Source organism: Streptacidiphilus monticola (genome assembly GCF_042658505.1).
GTDB lineage: Bacteria > Actinomycetota > Actinomycetes > Streptomycetales > Streptomycetaceae > Streptacidiphilus > Streptacidiphilus monticola.
Genome location: NZ_JBHSQJ010000099.1, coordinates 1 through 17041 on the forward strand (window position 1 = coordinate 1; position 17041 = coordinate 17041).

Annotated in this window: 18 protein-coding genes; 7 read left to right on the plus strand and 11 right to left on the minus strand. The window is 73.3% G+C overall.

Going from position 1 to position 17041, the window contains the following annotated elements; all coding sequences use genetic code 11:
- Positions 1 to 226: 226 nt before the first annotated feature.
- Together ACFP3V_RS22605 and ACFP3V_RS22610 are read right to left on the minus strand one after the other, a co-directional pair.
- Positions 227 to 625 (minus strand): DUF2267 domain-containing protein, encoded by a 399-nt coding sequence (locus tag ACFP3V_RS22605; RefSeq protein WP_380586376.1) that lies wholly within the window; start codon positions 623 to 625, stop codon positions 227 to 229.
- Positions 626 to 703: 78 nt separating this feature from the next.
- Complete coding sequence (locus tag ACFP3V_RS22610; RefSeq protein WP_380586379.1) at positions 704 to 1141, minus strand: Hsp20/alpha crystallin family protein; 438 nt, start codon at positions 1139 to 1141, stop codon at positions 704 to 706.
- A gap of 110 nt (positions 1142 to 1251) precedes the next feature.
- Here ACFP3V_RS22610 and ACFP3V_RS22615 point away from each other — a divergent pair, with 110 nt between their 5' ends.
- Positions 1252 to 1956: a hypothetical protein gene (locus tag ACFP3V_RS22615; protein ID WP_380586382.1), complete on the plus strand. Its 705-nt coding sequence runs from the start codon at positions 1252 to 1254 to the stop codon at positions 1954 to 1956.
- A gap of 33 nt (positions 1957 to 1989) precedes the next feature.
- Here ACFP3V_RS22615 and ACFP3V_RS22620 read toward each other — a convergent pair whose 3' ends face one another.
- The 4 genes from ACFP3V_RS22620 to ACFP3V_RS22635 all read right to left on the minus strand — a co-directional run bounded on the left by ACFP3V_RS22620 (position 1990) and on the right by ACFP3V_RS22635 (position 9869).
- Positions 1990 to 2466, minus strand: coding sequence for a flavin reductase family protein (locus ACFP3V_RS22620; protein WP_380586385.1), 477 nt, complete (start codon positions 2464 to 2466; stop codon positions 1990 to 1992).
- A gap of 53 nt (positions 2467 to 2519) precedes the next feature.
- A complete protein-coding gene (locus ACFP3V_RS22625; RefSeq protein WP_380586388.1) occupies positions 2520 to 4859 on the minus strand; it encodes a SpoIIE family protein phosphatase in 2340 nt (779 codons plus the stop codon).
- Positions 4849 to 9393: a HAMP domain-containing protein gene (locus tag ACFP3V_RS22630; protein ID WP_380586546.1), complete on the minus strand. Its 4545-nt coding sequence runs from the start codon at positions 9391 to 9393 to the stop codon at positions 4849 to 4851. Before ACFP3V_RS22630 ends, ACFP3V_RS22625 begins: the two co-directional genes overlap by 11 nt.
- A gap of 74 nt (positions 9394 to 9467) precedes the next feature.
- Positions 9468 to 9869 (minus strand): helix-turn-helix transcriptional regulator, encoded by a 402-nt coding sequence (locus ACFP3V_RS22635; RefSeq protein WP_380586391.1) that lies wholly within the window; start codon positions 9867 to 9869, stop codon positions 9468 to 9470.
- Between the two features lie 316 nt (positions 9870 to 10185).
- Here ACFP3V_RS22635 and ACFP3V_RS22640 point away from each other — a divergent pair, with 316 nt between their 5' ends.
- Complete coding sequence (locus ACFP3V_RS22640; RefSeq protein ID WP_380586393.1) at positions 10186 to 11016, plus strand: SigB/SigF/SigG family RNA polymerase sigma factor; 831 nt, start codon at positions 10186 to 10188, stop codon at positions 11014 to 11016.
- Positions 11017 to 11092: 76 nt separating this feature from the next.
- Here the strand turns inward: ACFP3V_RS22640 and ACFP3V_RS22645 are convergent, their stop codons facing one another.
- Together ACFP3V_RS22645 and ACFP3V_RS22650 are read right to left on the minus strand one after the other, a co-directional pair.
- Positions 11093 to 11404 (minus strand): hypothetical protein, encoded by a 312-nt coding sequence (locus ACFP3V_RS22645; RefSeq protein ID WP_380586396.1) that lies wholly within the window; start codon positions 11402 to 11404, stop codon positions 11093 to 11095.
- A 161-nt stretch (positions 11405 to 11565) separates the two neighbouring features.
- The gene (locus tag ACFP3V_RS22650; RefSeq protein WP_380586398.1) at positions 11566 to 11997 is read right to left on the minus strand and encodes an SsgA family sporulation/cell division regulator; all 432 of its coding nucleotides are present in this window, start codon (positions 11995 to 11997) and stop codon (positions 11566 to 11568) included.
- A gap of 276 nt (positions 11998 to 12273) precedes the next feature.
- On the opposite strand from ACFP3V_RS22650, the gene ACFP3V_RS22655 reads away from it, so the two are divergent.
- The 3 genes from ACFP3V_RS22655 (at position 12274) to ACFP3V_RS22665 (ending at position 13994) form a co-directional block, all read left to right on the plus strand.
- Entirely contained in the window at positions 12274 to 12744 is a 471-nt protein-coding gene (locus ACFP3V_RS22655) for an ATP-binding protein (protein ID WP_380586401.1), read from the plus strand.
- 77 nt (positions 12745 to 12821) lie between these two features.
- Positions 12822 to 13220 carry an STAS domain-containing protein gene (locus ACFP3V_RS22660; protein WP_380586403.1) on the plus strand — a complete coding sequence of 133 codons (399 nt, stop codon included), beginning with the start codon at positions 12822 to 12824 and terminating at the stop codon, positions 13218 to 13220.
- A 3-nt stretch (positions 13221 to 13223) separates the two neighbouring features.
- Complete coding sequence (locus tag ACFP3V_RS22665) at positions 13224 to 13994, plus strand: STAS domain-containing protein (RefSeq protein WP_380586406.1); 771 nt, start codon at positions 13224 to 13226, stop codon at positions 13992 to 13994.
- A gap of 113 nt (positions 13995 to 14107) precedes the next feature.
- Here ACFP3V_RS22665 and ACFP3V_RS22670 read toward each other — a convergent pair whose 3' ends face one another.
- The 3 genes from ACFP3V_RS22670 to ACFP3V_RS22680 form a co-directional block, all read right to left on the minus strand.
- Positions 14108 to 14554 (minus strand): ATP-binding protein, encoded by a 447-nt coding sequence (locus ACFP3V_RS22670; protein ID WP_380586409.1) that lies wholly within the window; start codon positions 14552 to 14554, stop codon positions 14108 to 14110.
- Complete coding sequence (locus ACFP3V_RS22675; protein WP_380586412.1) at positions 14551 to 14943, minus strand: STAS domain-containing protein; 393 nt, start codon at positions 14941 to 14943, stop codon at positions 14551 to 14553. The genes ACFP3V_RS22670 and ACFP3V_RS22675 overlap by 4 nt, the downstream gene beginning before the upstream one ends.
- A 120-nt stretch (positions 14944 to 15063) precedes the next feature.
- Complete coding sequence (locus tag ACFP3V_RS22680; protein ID WP_380586415.1) at positions 15064 to 15996, minus strand: SigB/SigF/SigG family RNA polymerase sigma factor; 933 nt, start codon at positions 15994 to 15996, stop codon at positions 15064 to 15066.
- Positions 15997 to 16204: 208 nt separating this feature from the next.
- Here ACFP3V_RS22680 and ACFP3V_RS22685 point away from each other — a divergent pair, with 208 nt between their 5' ends.
- Entirely contained in the window at positions 16205 to 16471 is a 267-nt protein-coding gene (locus ACFP3V_RS22685; protein ID WP_380586418.1) for a DUF6479 family protein, read from the plus strand.
- Between the two features lie 32 nt (positions 16472 to 16503).
- The gene (locus tag ACFP3V_RS22690; RefSeq protein WP_380586421.1) at positions 16504 to 16992 is read left to right on the plus strand and encodes a DUF5709 domain-containing protein; all 489 of its coding nucleotides are present in this window, start codon (positions 16504 to 16506) and stop codon (positions 16990 to 16992) included.
- Positions 16993 to 17041 lie beyond the last annotated feature (49 nt).

Consider the following 17041-nt stretch of genomic DNA (forward strand, 5'->3'; position numbering starts at 1 on the left):
GCCGCCGTGCGGCAGGCGGCGGCCGAGGCCGGACCGCCGCCGTCCACGACGGTGGGCATGGCCACCAGCCGGGCGAGGTCGGCGCGGGCGCGGGCCATCAGCCGCGGCCCGACCACCCGCGTCCACGGCGGGAGCTGCTCCGATGCGCTGCTCACGCCTGGGCTTCTGCCCCGGATCAGGCCGGGAACCCCTGCCCCGGCTGGGTCCTCCCCGCTGCGGCCTCAGGTCAGGCCGCCGCGGTGAGGTCTGCGCGGCCGAACAACAGGGCCCAGCTGCGCGGCAGTTGGGCGACCAGACGGTCCGTCAGCGTCTCGCCGCCCACCTCGGCGAGCACGGCCAGCACCGAGGCCGTGTGCCAACGGGCGCTCGTCAGGTCGCAGTTGAGGGTGCGGGCCACCGCCTCGACGAATGCCGGACCGGCCACGGGACGGACGAGCGGAAGCTGCGAGGCGAAGGTGCTGCGGGCCGGCTCGGGCAGGACGGCGGCGAGGTCGCAGCGCTCCTCGCCGACGACCTGCCCGCCGAGCATGGTCAGGACGGTGTCGAGGATGCGGCCGGCCTCCTGGTCGCTGCCGTAGAGACCGACGGCGCGGAGCCTGCGGAGGAGATCGTGCTGCTGGGTCATCGGGACTCCCGGCGAGGAAGCCGCCGCTGGAGGCGACGGCAGGGGACGGGACGGACGGGTCGTGCGTCGCACGGCCGGTCAGGCCGCGGCGATCTGCGGGCGCGAGGTGCCGTCGCCGACCGCGATCCTGCGCCGCTTGGCCTTCTCCGCCACGGGGATCCGCACCGTCAGCACGCCGGCGTCGTAGTCGGCGGTGATGGCGTCGGCGTCCACGGTGTCGGAGAGCACGATCTGCCGGGAGAAGACGCCGAGCGGACGCTCGGACACCTCCCACTTCACGTCCACGGCGTCGGGGCTCGGCCGGCGCTCGGCCCGGACGGTCAGCGTGTTGCGCTCGACCTCGACCTCGATGGCATCGGCCTGGACCCCCGGCAGGTCGAAGCAGAACACGTAGGCGTCACCCGCACGGTAGGCGTCCAGCGGCATCGGGGCCGGACGCGACCAGGTGCCGGTGGCTCCGGCGAACTGCTGGGCCAGGCGGTCGAGTTCGCGGAACGGGTCGGTGCGCATCAGCATCGCGAAACACCTCCAGTCGATCAGACGGCTGCCAGTGCGCTTCACCTGGCACCTGTTCTAGCATGTCGTCCATCCGATGACAAAGAGCGAGTCGTTCTGAGAGTGACACTGTGAGCGAGACACCTGCCCCGCACCATCACAAACCCGTCTCCTACGAGGCGGCGGCCGCCGCCCTGGCCGCCATCGACGCGGCCGTGCGCGCCGCACAGAGCCCGCCGTCCGGGCCACCCGGTCGGGAGGGCGCCGGCACCGGCCACGATCCCGGCCAGGGCCCCGGCCACGGCCCGCAGGACGCGCTGGCCGCGCTGCTGCTGCTGCGCGAGGTGCGCAGCCGCCTCGCCGGGTGGGAGGCGCCGCTGGTCGACGCGGCCCGGGCCGCGGGCGCGACCTGGGCCGACCTGGCCCATCCCATGGGCGTCGCCTCCCGCCAGGCCGCCGAGAACCGCTACCTGCGCCTCGCGCCCGTCCATGGCCCCGGCGACCGGGCCGGGACCGGCGCCGAGCGCGTCAAGGCCGTCCGCGACCGGCGCGCGGCCGAGCGCACGGTCACGGCCTGGGCCCGGGACCACGCGGCCGACCTGCGGATCATCGCCTCCCAGATCGCCGCACTGGGCGGGCTCGCCCCGGAGGCCCGCCGCGCCCAGTCCGAGGTCCACGCGGCCCTCGGCGCGACCGACGCCGCCTCGCTGCTCGGTCCGCTCGCCGCCATGCGCCCGCACCTGCCCGCGGACCAGCCCGACCTCGCGGCCCGCCTGGACACCCTCACCCGGCAGACCGACCGGCTGCGGCACGACACCCGCAGGCGCCGGGCCTGAAGCCGCTCCTTGCGCGCGGCCGGTGACGCGGCGTCAGGCGGGATGCCCGGGCTCGATGTCGGACGCCTCGCTCAGCTGGATGGGGTGCTCGTCCGAGCGCACCTCGCCGGCCAGCGGCGCCAGCAGGAAGCCCACGTGGTCCCCGCCGTCCATCCGGCCCTCGACGTGCCCCGCGAACCAGGCCGAGGCCCCCGCCAGCACCGGCACGCCGCCCGGCCCGGCCGACCAGTCCACCCGCGCGAACTTGTCGATCTCGTCCCCGGTCCGCCCGCCGAACAGCTCCGGCAGCCCGCTGTCGGGCGACACCAGGTGCACGGCGAGCGTCGCGGCCCGCAGGGCCACGCCGAAGGTGTGGTTCGCCTTCGAGATCCACACCATGAACCGCGGCGGATCGATCGAGCACTGGGTCGCGAAGCCCACCAGGCACCCTGAACGCTCCTCCCCCGCAAGGGCGGTGACGACGTACAGGGGATAGTCGAGCCTCGCCACGAACGCGTCGAAGTCACTCATCGCCCCATTCACTCACACGCGCGCCGCCCGTCGCGCGAACGCCGGGCCGGCGATCAGCTGATGCTCACCGCGATGAGGCAGGTGTCGTCGTCGGTGTCGGAGCGGCTGCGCACGAGCAGCCGGTCGACGAGCTGGTCGACCGGGGCGTCGTGGGGCAGGTGGGTGAGCAGTTCGTTGAGCGCGGCCTCCAGGGCGGTGTCGCGGCGTTCGACGAGGCCGTCGGTGAACATCAGCAGCGTGTCACCGGACTGCAGGATCACCGACTGCTCCTCGTACTCCGCCTCCGGCACCGCGCCGAGCAGCAGCCCCCGGCCGAGCGGGAGGGGCGACGCCGCGTGGTCGCGGACGAGGACCGGCGGCAGGTGACCGGCGCGGGCCCACCGCAGTTCGCGCGTCCCCGGGTCGAAGACCGCGCAGACGGCGGTGGCGGTCACCTCGTCGGTCAGGTGCAGGCTGACGCTGTTGAGCCAGGTGAGCAGCTGGCCCGGGCCCGCGCCGGTGGCGGCCAGTCCGCGCAGGGCGTTGCGCAGGGCGACCATGCCGGTGGCCGCCTCGATGCCGTGCCCGGCGACGTCGCCCACCGACAGCAGGACCCGGCCGCCGGGCAGCGGGAGGGTGTCGTACCAGTCGCCGCCGACGAGGTGCTCCTGCTCGGCCGGGCGGTACCGGACGGCGACCTGCAGCCCGGGCAGGGCCGCGGCGCGACGGGTCGGGGTCATGATCGCCTGCTGCAGCCGCAGGGCGAGCCGGTTGCGCTCGCGGGCCTCCGCCTCGGTGTGGGCGAGCTGTTCGCGGGTGGCGGCCAGGGCCACCTCGGTCCAGTGCTGCGCGGAGATGTCCTGGTAGGCGCCGCGGACGCCGTCGAGGGTGCCGGCCGGACCGAGGACCGGCTCGGCGATGACGCGGATGTACCGGGTCACCTGGTCGGCCCGCTCCAGCCGGAAGGCCGCGGCCGCCGGGCGGTGGTGGCGCAGCAGCGTGCGCAGGAAGCGGTGCACCGCGTGGTGGTCGTCGCCGTGCACGTAGCTGCCGATGTCCTCCAGGTGCACCAGCTTGTCCTCGCCGGGGGTGAGCCCGTAGAGGTCGAACAGCGGCTCGTTCCACGTGACTTCGCCGGTACGGAAGTCCTCCTCGAAGCCGGCGATGCGGCCGAGGCGCTGGGCGTGCTGGAGCAGGTTGGCGAGGCGGTCGCTCTCGGCCTCGGTGCGCCAGACGAGCAGGACGCAGGCACCGTGGCGGCTCAGGCTCGCCCGGGCCCGCGAGTGGATCTCCAGCGCGTCCACCAGGGCGGACAGTTGCAGCGGGGCCCGGAACGGCTCGCCGGTCGCGTAGACGTGCTCGACGGCGTCGAAGAGGCCTGCGGGCGCCGCGGCCAGCGGGTAGGCCTCCAGCAGGCCACGGCCGGTCAGCGCGGCCCGCGGGCGCCCGCCGGGGTCGGCGAAGTGCGGGTTGACGTGGTGGATGCGGAAGTCGGTGAGGACGCCGTCCGCGTTGACGGCCGGGGCGAGCACGAGCGCGGCGGAGTCCAACCCGTCGGCCAGGTCCGAGAGTTCGCGCAGCTGCGGGTAGACCGCCTCCAACGAGGCCGTGGGCAGCGGCTCGTGGAGGTCCAGCGCGTGCGCGGCCACCTCCCCGAGACTCTCCAACTGCCGGGCGAGGGCGGGGGTTTCCGGGGGCGGGTCGGCACCCCAGACGATCTCCAGGACGCCGACCGTGCGACCGTGCACCCGGGCCGGGACGGCGACCCGGCCGTGGTCCGCCAGCTCGGTCTCGGCGATCGACGCCGCGCCGACGTCGCCGAGGCGGCTGAGGTGGAGCGCCTGCCGACGGCTGAGGGCCAGCCGGGCCGGGGTGAGCAAGCGCGGCGGGACGTGCCGCCAGCGGTGGCACTCCTGCTCGGTGATGCCCGCCGTCCCGGCGAGGGCGAGGGAACTGTCGGGCAGGGCCGCCCACAGCGCCACCGCCACCGCCCCGAGCGGGGCGAGGGCGTGCCGCAGCAGGGAGTCGGCGACGGCCTCGCAGTCGTGGGCGGCCAGCGCGGCGTTCTCCGCCGACCGCAGCCGCGAGGCTTCCTCACCGGCCAGCCCCTCGGCGGCCGCCCGGGGCATGGCCTGGCCCACGAGGTCGGCGGCCACCTCCAACGGGGACAGACCCGCTTGCTCGGCGAGGCGTCCCAGTTGCAGCGACGCCTCCCGGGCGCTGCAGCCCAGGCGCTCCATGAGCAGGCCCTTGGCCATCTCGATGACGGCGCGCCCCTCGGCCGCCGTGTGCGCGCTCTCGATCTCGCGCTGCAGCCGCACGACCAGCGAGGCCAGCCGTCCCATGCCGTCACCCCCGCCGACCTGCGCGGGAACGGCCACCGAGAGCGCGGTCGTCTCCGGCTCAGACCTCACCGGCCCCGCCCTTCCCGGCCAGGGAGCGCCGGATGGCCGCGACCAGGTCGGCCGCGTCCACAGGCTTCGTCACGTAGTCGTCGGCTCCCGCGGCCAGGCTCTTGTCGCGGTCGCCGGGCATGGCCTTGGCGGTGACGGCGATCACCGGCAGCTGGGCCAGCTGCGGCGTCTGGCGGATCGCACGGATGGCGCTGTACCCGTCCATCTCCGGCATCATCACGTCCATCAGCACCAGGTCGATCTCCGGGTGGGCGTGCAGGACGTCGAGCCCTGAGCGGCCGTTGTCGGCGTCGAGGACGGTCATGCCGTTCACTTCGAGGATGCCGCTGATGGCGTAGACGTTGCGGGCGTCGTCGTCCACCACCAGCACGACGCGGCCCGCCAGTTCGCCCGCGTCGGGGGCGCCGGGGGCGACGGCCGTCTCGTCCGGCCGCACCAGCGGCAGGGCCGCTCCGGGGTACTCGGCCGTCAGGTGCAGGGCCACCCGTTCTCTCAAGTCGTCCAGCCCGCTGAGCACTTCGACCGAGGAGGTGGCCCGGGCCGCCGCCAGGTGGTCCGCGGCGGAGGCCCGGGCCGGGGCGTGGACCAGCACGGGCACGTGCTGCAGCGCCGGATCGCCGGACACCGCGTCGAGGAAGCGCTGGTCCGAGCCGTCCGCCATGCCGCCGTCCACCACCACGCAGTGGAAGGGGCCGGCCGCGAGCGCGGCCGCCGCCTCCTCCGCGGTGAGCACGGTGACCACCTCCGCCCGGTGGTTCGACGCACCCGGCGAGGACGACCCGAGCGTACCTGCGGCGTTCTCGGTGACGACGGACATCAGCCCGCCGACCCGCGGCTCCAGCACCAGCACCCGCCGCGGCGCGGCGCGGTCGGCCACGGCCGGGGCCGGCACGGCGGGGCTCGTCCGGCTCGCCCCGTCGGGCTCGGGCGTGGAACGCAGCGCGGGGGCGGCGGTGGCGTGGAAGTCCGGCCGCGCGACGGGCAGCAGCAACGTGAAGGTGCTGCCGCGCCCCAGCGTGCTGCGCACGCTGATGGCGCCGCCCAGCAGTTGGGCCATCTCCCGGCTGATGGACAGGCCGAGCCCGGTGCCGCCGTACTTGCGGCTGGTGGTGCCGTCGGCCTGCTGGAAGGCGGCGAAGATGGCCTCCAACTGCTCCTCGGCGATGCCGATGCCGGTGTCGCAGACCCGGAAGGCGACGAACTCGCCCAGGTGGCGCGCCTGTTCGGGGACCTCTGCGGTGGCGGCGCGCTCGATGCGCACCTCCACCCCGCCGGTCTCGGTGAACTTGACGGCGTTGGACAGCAGGTTGCGCAGGATCTGACGCAGCCGGGAGTCGTCGGTCAGCAGCTCCGCCGGGGCGTCGGAGGCGGTGACGATCTCGAAGTCGAGGCTCTTCTGCGTGGTCATCGGCCGGAAGGTGGCGTCCATGTAGTCGATCAGCTGCCGCAGCGCCACCCGCTCCGGCGCCAGGGCCATCTTCCCGGCCTCGACCTTCGACAGGTCGAGGATGTCGTTGATCAGCTGCAGCAGGTCGGAGCCGGCCGAGTGGATGATGGTGGCGTACTCGACCTGCTTCGGCGTCAGGTTCCGGGTGGGGTTCTGCGCCAGCAACTGGGCCAGGATCAGCAGGGAGTTGAGCGGCGTGCGCAGCTCGTGGCTCATGTTGGCCAGGAACTCCGACTTGTACTTCGAGGCCAGCGACAGCTGCTGCGCGCGGGTCTCCAGCTCCTGCCGGGCCTGCTCGATCTCCGCGTTCTTGGCCTCGATGTCGTGGTTGCGGTCGGCCAGCAGGGCCGCCTTCTCCTCGAGTTCGGCGTTGGAGCGCTGCAGCTCCTCCTGACGCACCTGCAACTCCTCGGAGCGGGCGCGCAGTTCGTCGGCCAGCCGCTGCGACTCCTGCAGCAGTTCGTCGGTGCGGGCGTTGGCGACGATGGTGCTCAGGTTGACGCCGATGGCCTCCATCAGCTGGCGCAGGAAGTCGCGGTGCACGGGGGTGAACCGGTGCAGCGAGGCCAGCTCGATGACGCCGAGGACCTGCTCCTCGACGACGATCGGCAGCACCATCAGGTTGCGCGCGGGCGTCCGGCCCAGCCCGGAGGAGACGGTGACGTAGTCCTCCGGCAGCTCTTCCAGACTGATCTCGCGACGGTCCGCCGCCGCCTGCCCGACCAGCGACCGCCCGAACGGGCAGACCTCGGGCTGCGCGGGCTGCACCGGGCGTCCGTAGCCGCCGATCAGGCGCAGCTGCGCGCCCTCCGCCGCGTCCTCGGCCAGGAAGAACGCCCCGTACTGGGCGCCCACCAGCGGGGCCAGTTCGCTCATCACCAGGTCGGCCACGACGGCCAGGTCGCGGCTGCCCTGCATCAGGCCGGAGATCCGGGCGAGGTTGGTCTTGAGCCAGTCCTGCTCCTGGTTGGCGCGCGTGGTCACACGCAGGGACTGGACCATCGCGTTGATGTTGTCCTTGAGGTCGCCGACCTCGCCGGGCGCCTCCACGGTGATGGAGCGGGTCAGGTCGCCCTGCGCCACGGCGCTGGTGACCTCGGCGATGGCGCGGACCTGCCGGGTGAGGTTCCCGGCCAGCTCGTTGACGTTCTCGGTGAGGCGCTTCCAGGTGCCGGAGACGCCCTCCACCTCGGCCTGCCCGCCGAGCCGCCCCTCGCTGCCCACCTCCCGTGCCACGCGGGTGACTTCGGCGGCGAAGGAGGACAGCTGGTCGACCATCGTGTTGATGGTGGTCTTGAGTTCCAGGATCTCGCCGCGGGCGTCCACGTCGATCTTCTTGGACAGGTCGCCGTTGGCCACGGCGGTGGTCACCTGGGCGATGTTGCGGACCTGGTTGGTGAGGTTGTTCGCCATCGAGTTGACGTTGTCGGTCAGGTCCTTCCAGGTTCCGGCGACGTTGGGAACCGTTGCCTGGCCGCCGAGTTGGCCCTCGGTGCCGACCTCGCGGGCCACCCGGGTCACCTCGTCCGCGAACGCGGACAGCGTGTCCACCATCGTGTTGATGACCCCGGCGAGCGCGGCGACCTCGCCCTTGGCCTCGACGGTGATCTTCTGCGACAGGTCGCCCTTCGCCACCGCGGTGGCCACCTGCGCGATCGAGCGCACCTGCCCGGTGAGGTTGGACGCCATCACGTTGACGTTGTCGGTCAGGTCCTTCCACGTGCCGGAGACGCCCCGGACGGTCGCCTGGCCGCCGAGGTTGCCCTCGGTGCCGACCTCGCGGGCGACTCGCGTCACCTCGTCGGCGAAGGCGGAGAGCTGGTCGACCATCGTGTTGATGGTCTCCTTGAGTTCGAGGATCTCGCCGCGGGCGTCCACGCGGATCTTCTGCGTCAGGTCGCCCTTGGCCACGGCCGTGGTGACCTGGGCGATCGACCGCACCTGGGCGGTCAGGTTGTCGGCCATGACGTTGACCGACTCCGTCAGGTCCTTCCAGGTCCCGGAGACGCCCTTGACGTCCGCCTGCCCGCCGAGGCGGCCCTCGGTGCCGACCTCCCGGGCCACCCGGGTCACCTCGTCCGCGAAGGACGACAGCTGGTCCACCATCGTGTTGATGGTGGTCTTCAGCTCGGCGATCTCGCCGCGGGCGTTGACCGAGATCTTCTGGGACAGGTCGCCCTTGGCCACCGCCGTGGCCACCTGGGCGATCGACCGCACCTGGGCGGTCAGGTTCCCGGCCATGAAGTTGACCGAGTCGGTCAGGTCCCGCCAGGTCCCGGAGACGCCCTTGACGTCCGCCTGGCCGCCGAGGATGCCCTCGGTGCCGACCTCGCGGGCCACCCGGGTCACCTCATCGGCGAAGGAGGACAGCTGGTCCACCATCGTGTTGATGGTGTTCTTCAGTTCCAGGATCTCGCCGCGGGCGTTGACCGTGATCTTCTGCGACAGGTCGCCCCTGGCCACCGCCGTGGTGACCTGCGCGATGTTGCGGACCTGGCCGGTGAGGTTGCCGGCCATGAAGTTGACCGAGTCGGTCAGGTCGCGCCAGACGCCGCCCACCCCGGGCACCTCCGCCTGACCGCCGAGCCGGCCCTCGCTGCCCACCTCGCGGGCCACCCGGGTCACCTCGTCGGCGAAGGCCGAGAGCTGGTCCACCATCGTGTTGACGGTGTCCTTGAGTTCGAGGATCTCGCCCCGGGCCGCCACGTCGATCTTCTGTGACAGGTCGCCCTTGGCGACCGCCGTGGCGACCTGCGCGATGTCGCGGACCTGGCTGGTCAGGTTGCCGGCCATGGCGTTGACCGACTCCGTCAGGTCCTTCCAGGTGCCCGAGACGCCGGGCACCTCCGCCTGGCCGCCCAGCTGTCCCTCGGTGCCCACTTCCCGCGCCACGCGCGTGACTTCGGAGGTGAACAGCGACAGCTGGTCCACCATCCCGTTGAACACCGAGGCGATCTCGGCCATCAGCCCGCTGCCGTCGTCGGGCAGGCGGGTGCCGAAGTCACCGTCGCGCACGGCCGTCAGGCCGTCCAGGAGCCGGCGCAGTTCGGCCTCGCCGATGCCGCCGTCCCCGACGGGGCGCTCCAAGGTGTCCCTCATCATGCTCTCCTCGCCGGTGTCGGCATGGTGGTCGACTCGGTCGTTGGCAGGACGTCGGCCCGTCAGCCTACGGCCTCGGCCGGGTCACGCCGACCGGCCGGGTCGCGGTGACCGGCCGGCGGTGCGTGGTGCCCCTCCGGCGTGTGGTGCCGGTCCGGCTCGTCCGCGGCCCGGTGGGCCAGGAACAGCCCGAGCAGGTCGTCCACGTCGTGGTCGGCCTCGGCCGGGTGCCGGAACGGCTTGCCGTAGACGATCTCGTAGCGGTTCCGCCGGCCCTCCCGCTTGCGCACGAGATAGCCCTCCCCTTCAAGATCGGCCACGATGCCCTGCACCGTCCGTTCGGTCACCTGGGCTGCCGCCGCCAGGTCACGCAGCCGGATCTCCGGCTCCTTGGCGATCAGGGCCAGCACCCGTGCGTGGTTCGTCAGGAACGTCCAACTCGGTCGTGCTTCCGCGGTACTCATCGGCTCATCCTCGGACTCGCGATTCCGGAGTTACGATACACGTAATCCATTTCGCGTAAAGCACTGCGTCAAATCAGCCCGCCGGCCACCCGGTCGGCACGCCCGCCCGGCGCGCGGAAACGCTCCCCGGCGCCTGCTCACGACCTGCTGCTGGCTCAACTCTTCTCCTCGCAAGGGCGGTTGGGAGCCTCCGAGCACTCCCGAGGCACGCGCGACCGGCACCGGCCGTCCGGACCGGGCGGACCACAGGCGTGAAGTGGCCGAACCCGGCAAAGCGGGTCACAGTGGCACGGGGACGACGGATGGAGCTTGTGTGATGGAAGACCGGACCGACCTCTCCCGGCTGCTCGCCGGCGACGCCGCCGCCGAGGACCTCGCTCGGTCGCTCAGCACCGCCCGGGCCCGGGAGCTGACCCCCCGGCTGCTGCGCCGGCTGCACGAGCTGGAGCCCGGCACCCCGGCGTACTCGCGGCTGCGCAGCGTGGTCATCACCTGCAACCTGTCGTTGGTACGGGCGCTGCTGCGCCGCTTCGCCACCAGCCAGGTGCCGCGCGAGGACCTCATGCAGGTGGGCGTCGTCGGTCTGATCAAGGCGGTGGACCGGTTCGATCCGCTGCGGGGGATGCAGTTCAGCACCTTCGCCGTGCCCACCATCGAGGGCGAGATCAAGCGCCACCTGCGGGACACCACCTGGCACGCGCACGTCCCGCGCGGGGTCCAGGAGAACCACCTGCGGGTCCAACGGACGCGCGAGGGCCTCGCCGCCCGGCTCGGCCGCAGCCCGGACCTCACCGAGCTCACCGAGGCCACCGGACTGACCCCGGCCGAGATCCGCGAGGCGGACACGGCCGCGCAGGCGCGCACCAGCGGCAGCCTCGAACCCGGCGCGGACGAGAGCACCCTCGGACTGGTCCGCCGCCTCGGCGACAGCGACCCCGAACTGGAGAAGTGCGAGGCGCTGATCGCGCTCAAGCCCGCCCTGGCCCGCCTGGACGACCGCGAGCGCACCATCCTGGAGCTGCGGTTCGGCGCCGAGCTGACCCAGAAGCAGATCGGCCGGCACCTGGGCATCTCGCAGATGCACGTCTCCCGCATCCTCAACCGGATCCTCGATCAGCTGCGTCCCGCCCTGCTGCCCACCAACTGACACGCCGGCCGGAGTTCCAGGCCGGGGCGTTGCGGGCTCGGCCCGCCGGGCTCGGGCCTTCCGGGCTGACGTGCCGTCAGAGGCGCCAGCGCGCCTGCGTCATGGGCGACATGCCGCCCGAGCCGCGCACCCGCTCACGGGTGCTGCTGCGGACGACGAGAGCGTCCGCCGCCAGCCAGACCAGGACCACCAGGGCCACCGCCGTGGCCACCAGGGCAGGCAGCATGAACCATGCCCGCCCCGCCGCGAGGACGACGGTGACCTCCACCCCGATGACGGTGCACGCCCCGGCGGCCAGCATCCGCAGCTCCGCCCTGCGCGCCGCGGCCTCGACGCCGACCCCACCGTCCGCCTGCCGCCGCGCCACCGACGTCCTCCGCTCCGCCATCCCTGCTCATCCCTTCGTGCCGTGGTGGTCCGTCGTCGGTGCGGCTGACCCCGGACGCACGGTCCAAACATGGCGACAGGCACGCGAGGGGCCCAACGCCGATGCGGGGCACGCCGACTGACGCCCCGTCGAAAGCGGCTCCGCACCGATCGGCCGGACCCTCAGGGCTCCTCGCCGGCGACCCGGCCCGCCGCCCAGGAGGCCGCCAGGGCGTCCCAGTCCACGGAGCCGTTCTCCGCCCCGGCGGGGACCAGTGCGAAGGTGTCGGCCAGGAAGCCGGCGAGCGCCGCACGGCTGCAGCGCAGTTCGGCGGTCTGGCCCCGCACGTCCAGTCTGATCAGCACCCGGTCCTCCCCCACCGGGCACACCCGGACGTCACCGATACCGGCGGGCTGCGCCAGGCCCTCTGCCAGCAGTTCCCGTCCGAAGATCCAGCGCACCTCCGCGCACCCGTTCTCGGACACCCGGGCCGGGAAGACGGCCTGGACCGTCCAGGGCTGGTCCCGGTCGTAGCGGAGCACGGCCGGGCACACATGGCTGAATCCCCCGTTGCCGACCGTGAATTCGACGATGCGAGTGAGCGGCTGAAGCACCCTGGCCTCCAACGGATCGGGGATCGGCCTCCGGTGGCGGAGCGCGGTCCGCGTCCTGGAGTCTGTTGGGCGCCCGCCTACCCCGCGCGCCTCCGTTGATGCCGCCCGGTCCGCCGCCCCAGCCGTGAACCGCCCCTGCCCGCCTTGAACCGTCCCGCCGAGTCGAGCGAGACTCGGACGTCCCGAGTGAACCGGCCGTTGCGGGGCAGCAGAATCCCGGTAGGCCGTCGTGGCCGAGGACCCGCACGCCATGCACGAACGAAGGAACAGAACGAGGTGAACGAGACGACCTGGGTACCGGCCGGGGTGGACACCGCCGAGCCGCGGTCAGCGGTCGGCGGGCGACCGGAGCGCCTCGACCTCGAGGACGTGGACGGCGCCATCGGCCTCGGACGCGACTTCGCGCGGGCACTGCTGCACCGGTGGCACTGGCCCGAGCTGCCGGCCGGCCTGGTCGTGGCGGCCGAGGACGTGGTGCTGGTGGTCTCCGAGCTGGTCACCAACGCCGCCGTCCACGGCCGGGGCGTCCGCGACCTGCTGCTGCAGGCGCTGCCCGGGATGCTGCGCATCGAGGTGCGCGACCGCGACCTGGCCACACCGCGCCCCCGCGACGGCCGACCTGGCACCCCGGGCGGTTACGGACTGCACATCGTGGAGCGGCTGGCCACCGAATGGGGCTACGCGGTCGATCCGGGGTCCGGCAAGACGGTCTGGGCCCTCATCCCGGCCCCCTGGCCGTCCTGCTGACGTCGCCTCAGCTCGGCACGCATGCCCCGGCGTCCTCCGGGTAGGCGGCGGGCCGTCCGCTGACGAGAGAGGCTCCTGTGATCGACGAAGCGAATGCGCTGTCCGTGACGGTGACCCTGCACGGGTCCACACATGCCGTGGTCCGCGTGGGCGGTGAACTCGACATCGCCACCGGTCTGCTGCTGCACCATCAGCTCGCCGCCCAGGTCACGTCCGGGCGCACGCACCTGGTGATCGACCTGTCAGGGGTTCCCTTCATGGACTCCTCCGGCCTCAACACCATCCTGCGCACGGACCGCGAGACGCGGGCGGCGGGCGGCGGTCTCGTCCTGGCCGGGGCGGGTCCGCAGGTGCGCCGGCTGCTCGAACTCACCGGCGTGGACCTGACCATCCCGCTGGTGGACGACGCGGACGCGGCCCTGGCCGACGCGGGCACGGCCCGATCCGAGCCCGGGGCGCCGGCACCCGGACGGTGAACCATGGACTGGTCCTCCGCGCGGCACGAGATCCGCACGGCCGTCACCGAGGGACCGCCGGTGGTGGCCCACCTGTCCGGGGAACTGGACGCCGACACCGTCCCCCTGGTCCTGCGCCTGCTCACCGGACTGCGGTCAACCGGCGCGGACCTCGTGGTGGACCTGAGTCGCGTGCACTTCTGCGACGCGGCCGGCATCGCCGCCCTGCTGGAGCTGCGGACGCTGCTGGGCCGCCAGGGCGGCCGACTGGTGTTCCGCCATCCGCACAGCTCCGTGCGGCGCGTGCTGCGGCTGTGCGGCCTGGAGGACCGGTTCACCCTCGTACCGGCCACGGCAGCACGGCCCGCCCCGTCGCCGCAGCGGCGGAAGTCGCTGGCCGTGCTGCTGGACCGGGCGGTCGCGGTCAGCGGCTCGGGCCGCGGCAACGTCCAGCTCCTCGACCCCGCGACCGGGATACTCAGCATCGTCGAGCACCGCGGGCTGGACGCCTCGTTCCGCCGCTACTTCGAGATCGTCGCGGACGTGGGCACCAGCTGCGGGGCCGCCGCCCAGGGACGGACCGCCGTCTTCGTGGAGGACGTCTTCGCGTCCCCGGTCTTCGCCGGGACCCCGGCCCTGGACGCGCTCAGCCGCGCGGGTGTGGCCTCGGTGGCCTCGGTGCCCGTCGTCCGCCACGGGCGGGTGATCGGCGTGGTGTCCACGCACCGCGGCCGCACCGGTCCGTGGAGCGGCGAAGAACGCGCGGCGCTGGCCGAACTCGGCGATCTCGGCTGACTGCCTGCCGCCCACCGCGCAGGCGGCGGAACATCACGCGGGAGGACGCGGGAGGACATGGAGAAGCCCCTGGCAACCGGTGCCGGGGGCCTCTTCGTGTCCCTGGGCCGCGCTCACCCGCCGCCGGGCGCGTCCGCCGTGACGAGCGGGAACTCCGCCCAGACGCTCTTGCCGCCCGGAACCGGGTCGCTGCCCCAGCGGGCGGCGAGACGGTTCACCACCTGGAGGCCGTGGCCGCCGGGCCGTGTCGGCTGCCCGGGCGCCAGCAGCCGCGGCTCGACAGGGCTCGCGTCCAGGACGTCGAGCCGCACCAGCCCGTCCCGCAGGGTGACCACCAACTCGCGGACCCCGCCTGCGTGTTGGATGGCGTTGGACAGCAGCTCGGAGGCGGCCAGGAGCACGTCGTCCACCTCGTCCGGGTCGGCCGCGAAGGGCCGGCCGCCGGGGGCGCCGGCCGTCAGGGCCTCACGGACGAAGGCACGGCCCCGGGCCACCTGCCGAGACTCCGGGAAGTACGTCAGCCGTCGGCGCTGCGCGGCGGCGGAGGAGATCTCCGTCATCGCGGCCCGCCGCTGTCGGCGGGCGCCCCGACGGCGTCCGCGACGGTCGGATACAGCTCGAACACCGTTTCGGCGCCGGTCAGTTCGAGCAGCCGCCGGACGGCGACGCCGGGTGCGGCCAGCAGCAGCCGGACGTTCTCCTGCTCCGCCCGCGAGCGCACGCGCAGCAGCAGGTTCAGTCCGGAGGAGTCGCAGAACCGCAGCCGCTCCAGGTCGAACACCAGCCGCTGGGGCCTGCGGGCCCACGCCTCCTCGATCTTCTCCCGGACAGCGCCGAGCCCGTCCCGGTCCAGTTCCCCGGCGACGGCGAGGACTTCCGTCCCCGCCGTGGCCGCATCCGGCTCGATCCACACGTCCAGGTGCTGGGGCTCGGTCTCCGCCTGTCCCACGCCTTCACCCTCCTTCTCCGTACCCCGGTGCGCGCCGCGGGTCCCGCCGCGGACCGCGCCACCGGGCCTTGCGCTCGATCTGCGAAACGGCTGCGGCGGGGCCGCCGTTCCCGGCGGCGCTCAGGGCCGGTGCGCCCCGTCGGGGCGGCGCCGGGCGAGCGCGGCGTCGTCGGTGAGCCCGGAGCGCAGCTTGGCCAGCGCTCGGGCGAGCAGGCGGGACACGTGCATCTGGGAGAGGCCGAGCCGCTCCCCGATCTCCCGCTGGGTCAGGTCCTCGACGAAGCGCATCGACAGGATCGCCCGCTCGCGCGGCTGCAGGCCGGCGACCAGGGGCTTGAGCGCGATCAGGTGCTCCAGCTTGTCGAAGGCCGGGTCCTCCTCGCCGAGGCGGTCCAGCAGCGGGGTGTCCTCGCTCTCCGCCTCCTCCCCCAGATCGAGCGAGCCCGCCTGGTAGCCGTTGCTCGCGAGCAGGCCGTCGACGACCTCCTCCTCGCTCACGTCGAGGTACTCGGCGAGTTCGCGGACCGTGGCCTGGCGGCCCAGCCGGTGCTCCAGGGTCTCCTTCGCCTTGGCCAGCCGCAGCCTCAACTCCTGCAACCGGCGCGGCACATGGACGCTCCAGGTGGTGTCGCGGAAGTGCCGGCGGATCTCGCCGATGATCGTGGGCATGGCGAAGGTGGTGAACTCCAGCCCCCGCTCCGGCTCGAACCGGTCGATCGCCTTGATCAGGCCGACCGCGCCCACCTGCACGACGTCCTCCATGGGCTCGTTGGAGGCGCGGAAGCGGGAGGCGGCGTACTGGACGAGCGTCATGTTGAGCTCGACCAGGGTGCCGCGCACGTAGGAGTACTCGGCGGTCCCCTCCTCCGCCGCGCGCAGGCGGTCGAAGAGCGCACGGGAGAGCTCCTTGGCGTCGGCGGGCGCGACGGCGCCGGGGTCATCGACGCGCAGCGGCGCCGGTTCCGCGTCCGGCACGGACGGCCCGGCGGACGGTGCGTCGGCGGTCACGGCCCGGGAGGCGGACCGGGTGTCGAGCGACGGTGCGCTGCTCATACCCTTCCCTTCGTCAGAAAGAAATCGGTTCTCGGGTGCCCCGCCGAACGCGGTTCACGCCTCCCATTCGCACCGACCCGGCGTGATCTGCGTCACGCGCGCAGGTGTTCCCCTGCGCATTCCCCTGCCGCACCGACCGGCGCACCGCCCCGCCGACAAGGCGAGGACCGGGCGGCCTGTCGCAGCCGGTCGGGGGTAGGGGCTAGCCATGATGACCGCACTACAGCTCTTGCAGCTCAGCGCAGACACGACCAACCGTTCCAACGGCAGTGCCGGAATCATCGGCCTGATCATCGGCATCATCGTGGTCGCCGGACTCATCTGGGCCTTCGTCTGGGGGAAGCGGCGCCGGGAGAAGGAGCCGCCGCCGATCGCGCCCCCCGGCGAGGACGCCGACGCCTACGGCGACATCCCCTCGGACCCGAGGTTCCGTCACGAGACCGGTCCGCTGCGCCATCGCGGCAACCGGCACTGACCCGATCCCCCGCACGACCCCAGGGAGGCGGCATGAGCGAAGCAGGCATGGGCGACGACGTCTACCAGCCCACCGGGAACATGGAGGAGCATGAGGACGCGGCTCCCCTGGACCTGGAGGACGCCGTGGACGAGCGCGACTACGACGACGTCCTGGACGAGGGCTACAGCCCGCCCGAGCGGCCGCTCGGTGTGGAGAAGTACGGCGTCACCGCGGCCGAGCAGCACGACGGCGAGACGCTGGACACCCGGCTGGCCCAGGAGGAGCCCGACACCTCGTCCGCCGACGGCGACGGGGTCGGGGACCTCCCGGGCGGGGAGGGCGAACCGATCGACGAGGAGGCCGGGGCGCCTCGCGCGGGCCGACTGGTCGCTCCGGACGAAGGCGCGCATCCCGATACCGAGAAGGACCTGATCGCCGACGACGTCGGCATCGACGGGGGCGCGGCAGGTGCGGAGGAGGCGGCGATGCACGTCGTGTCCGAGCCGGACCTGCCCTCCGAGGCTCTCGACGAGGACTGACGAACGAGGACTGACGCTCCGTCACGGTGCGCCGTCCGCCGCGGTGCCG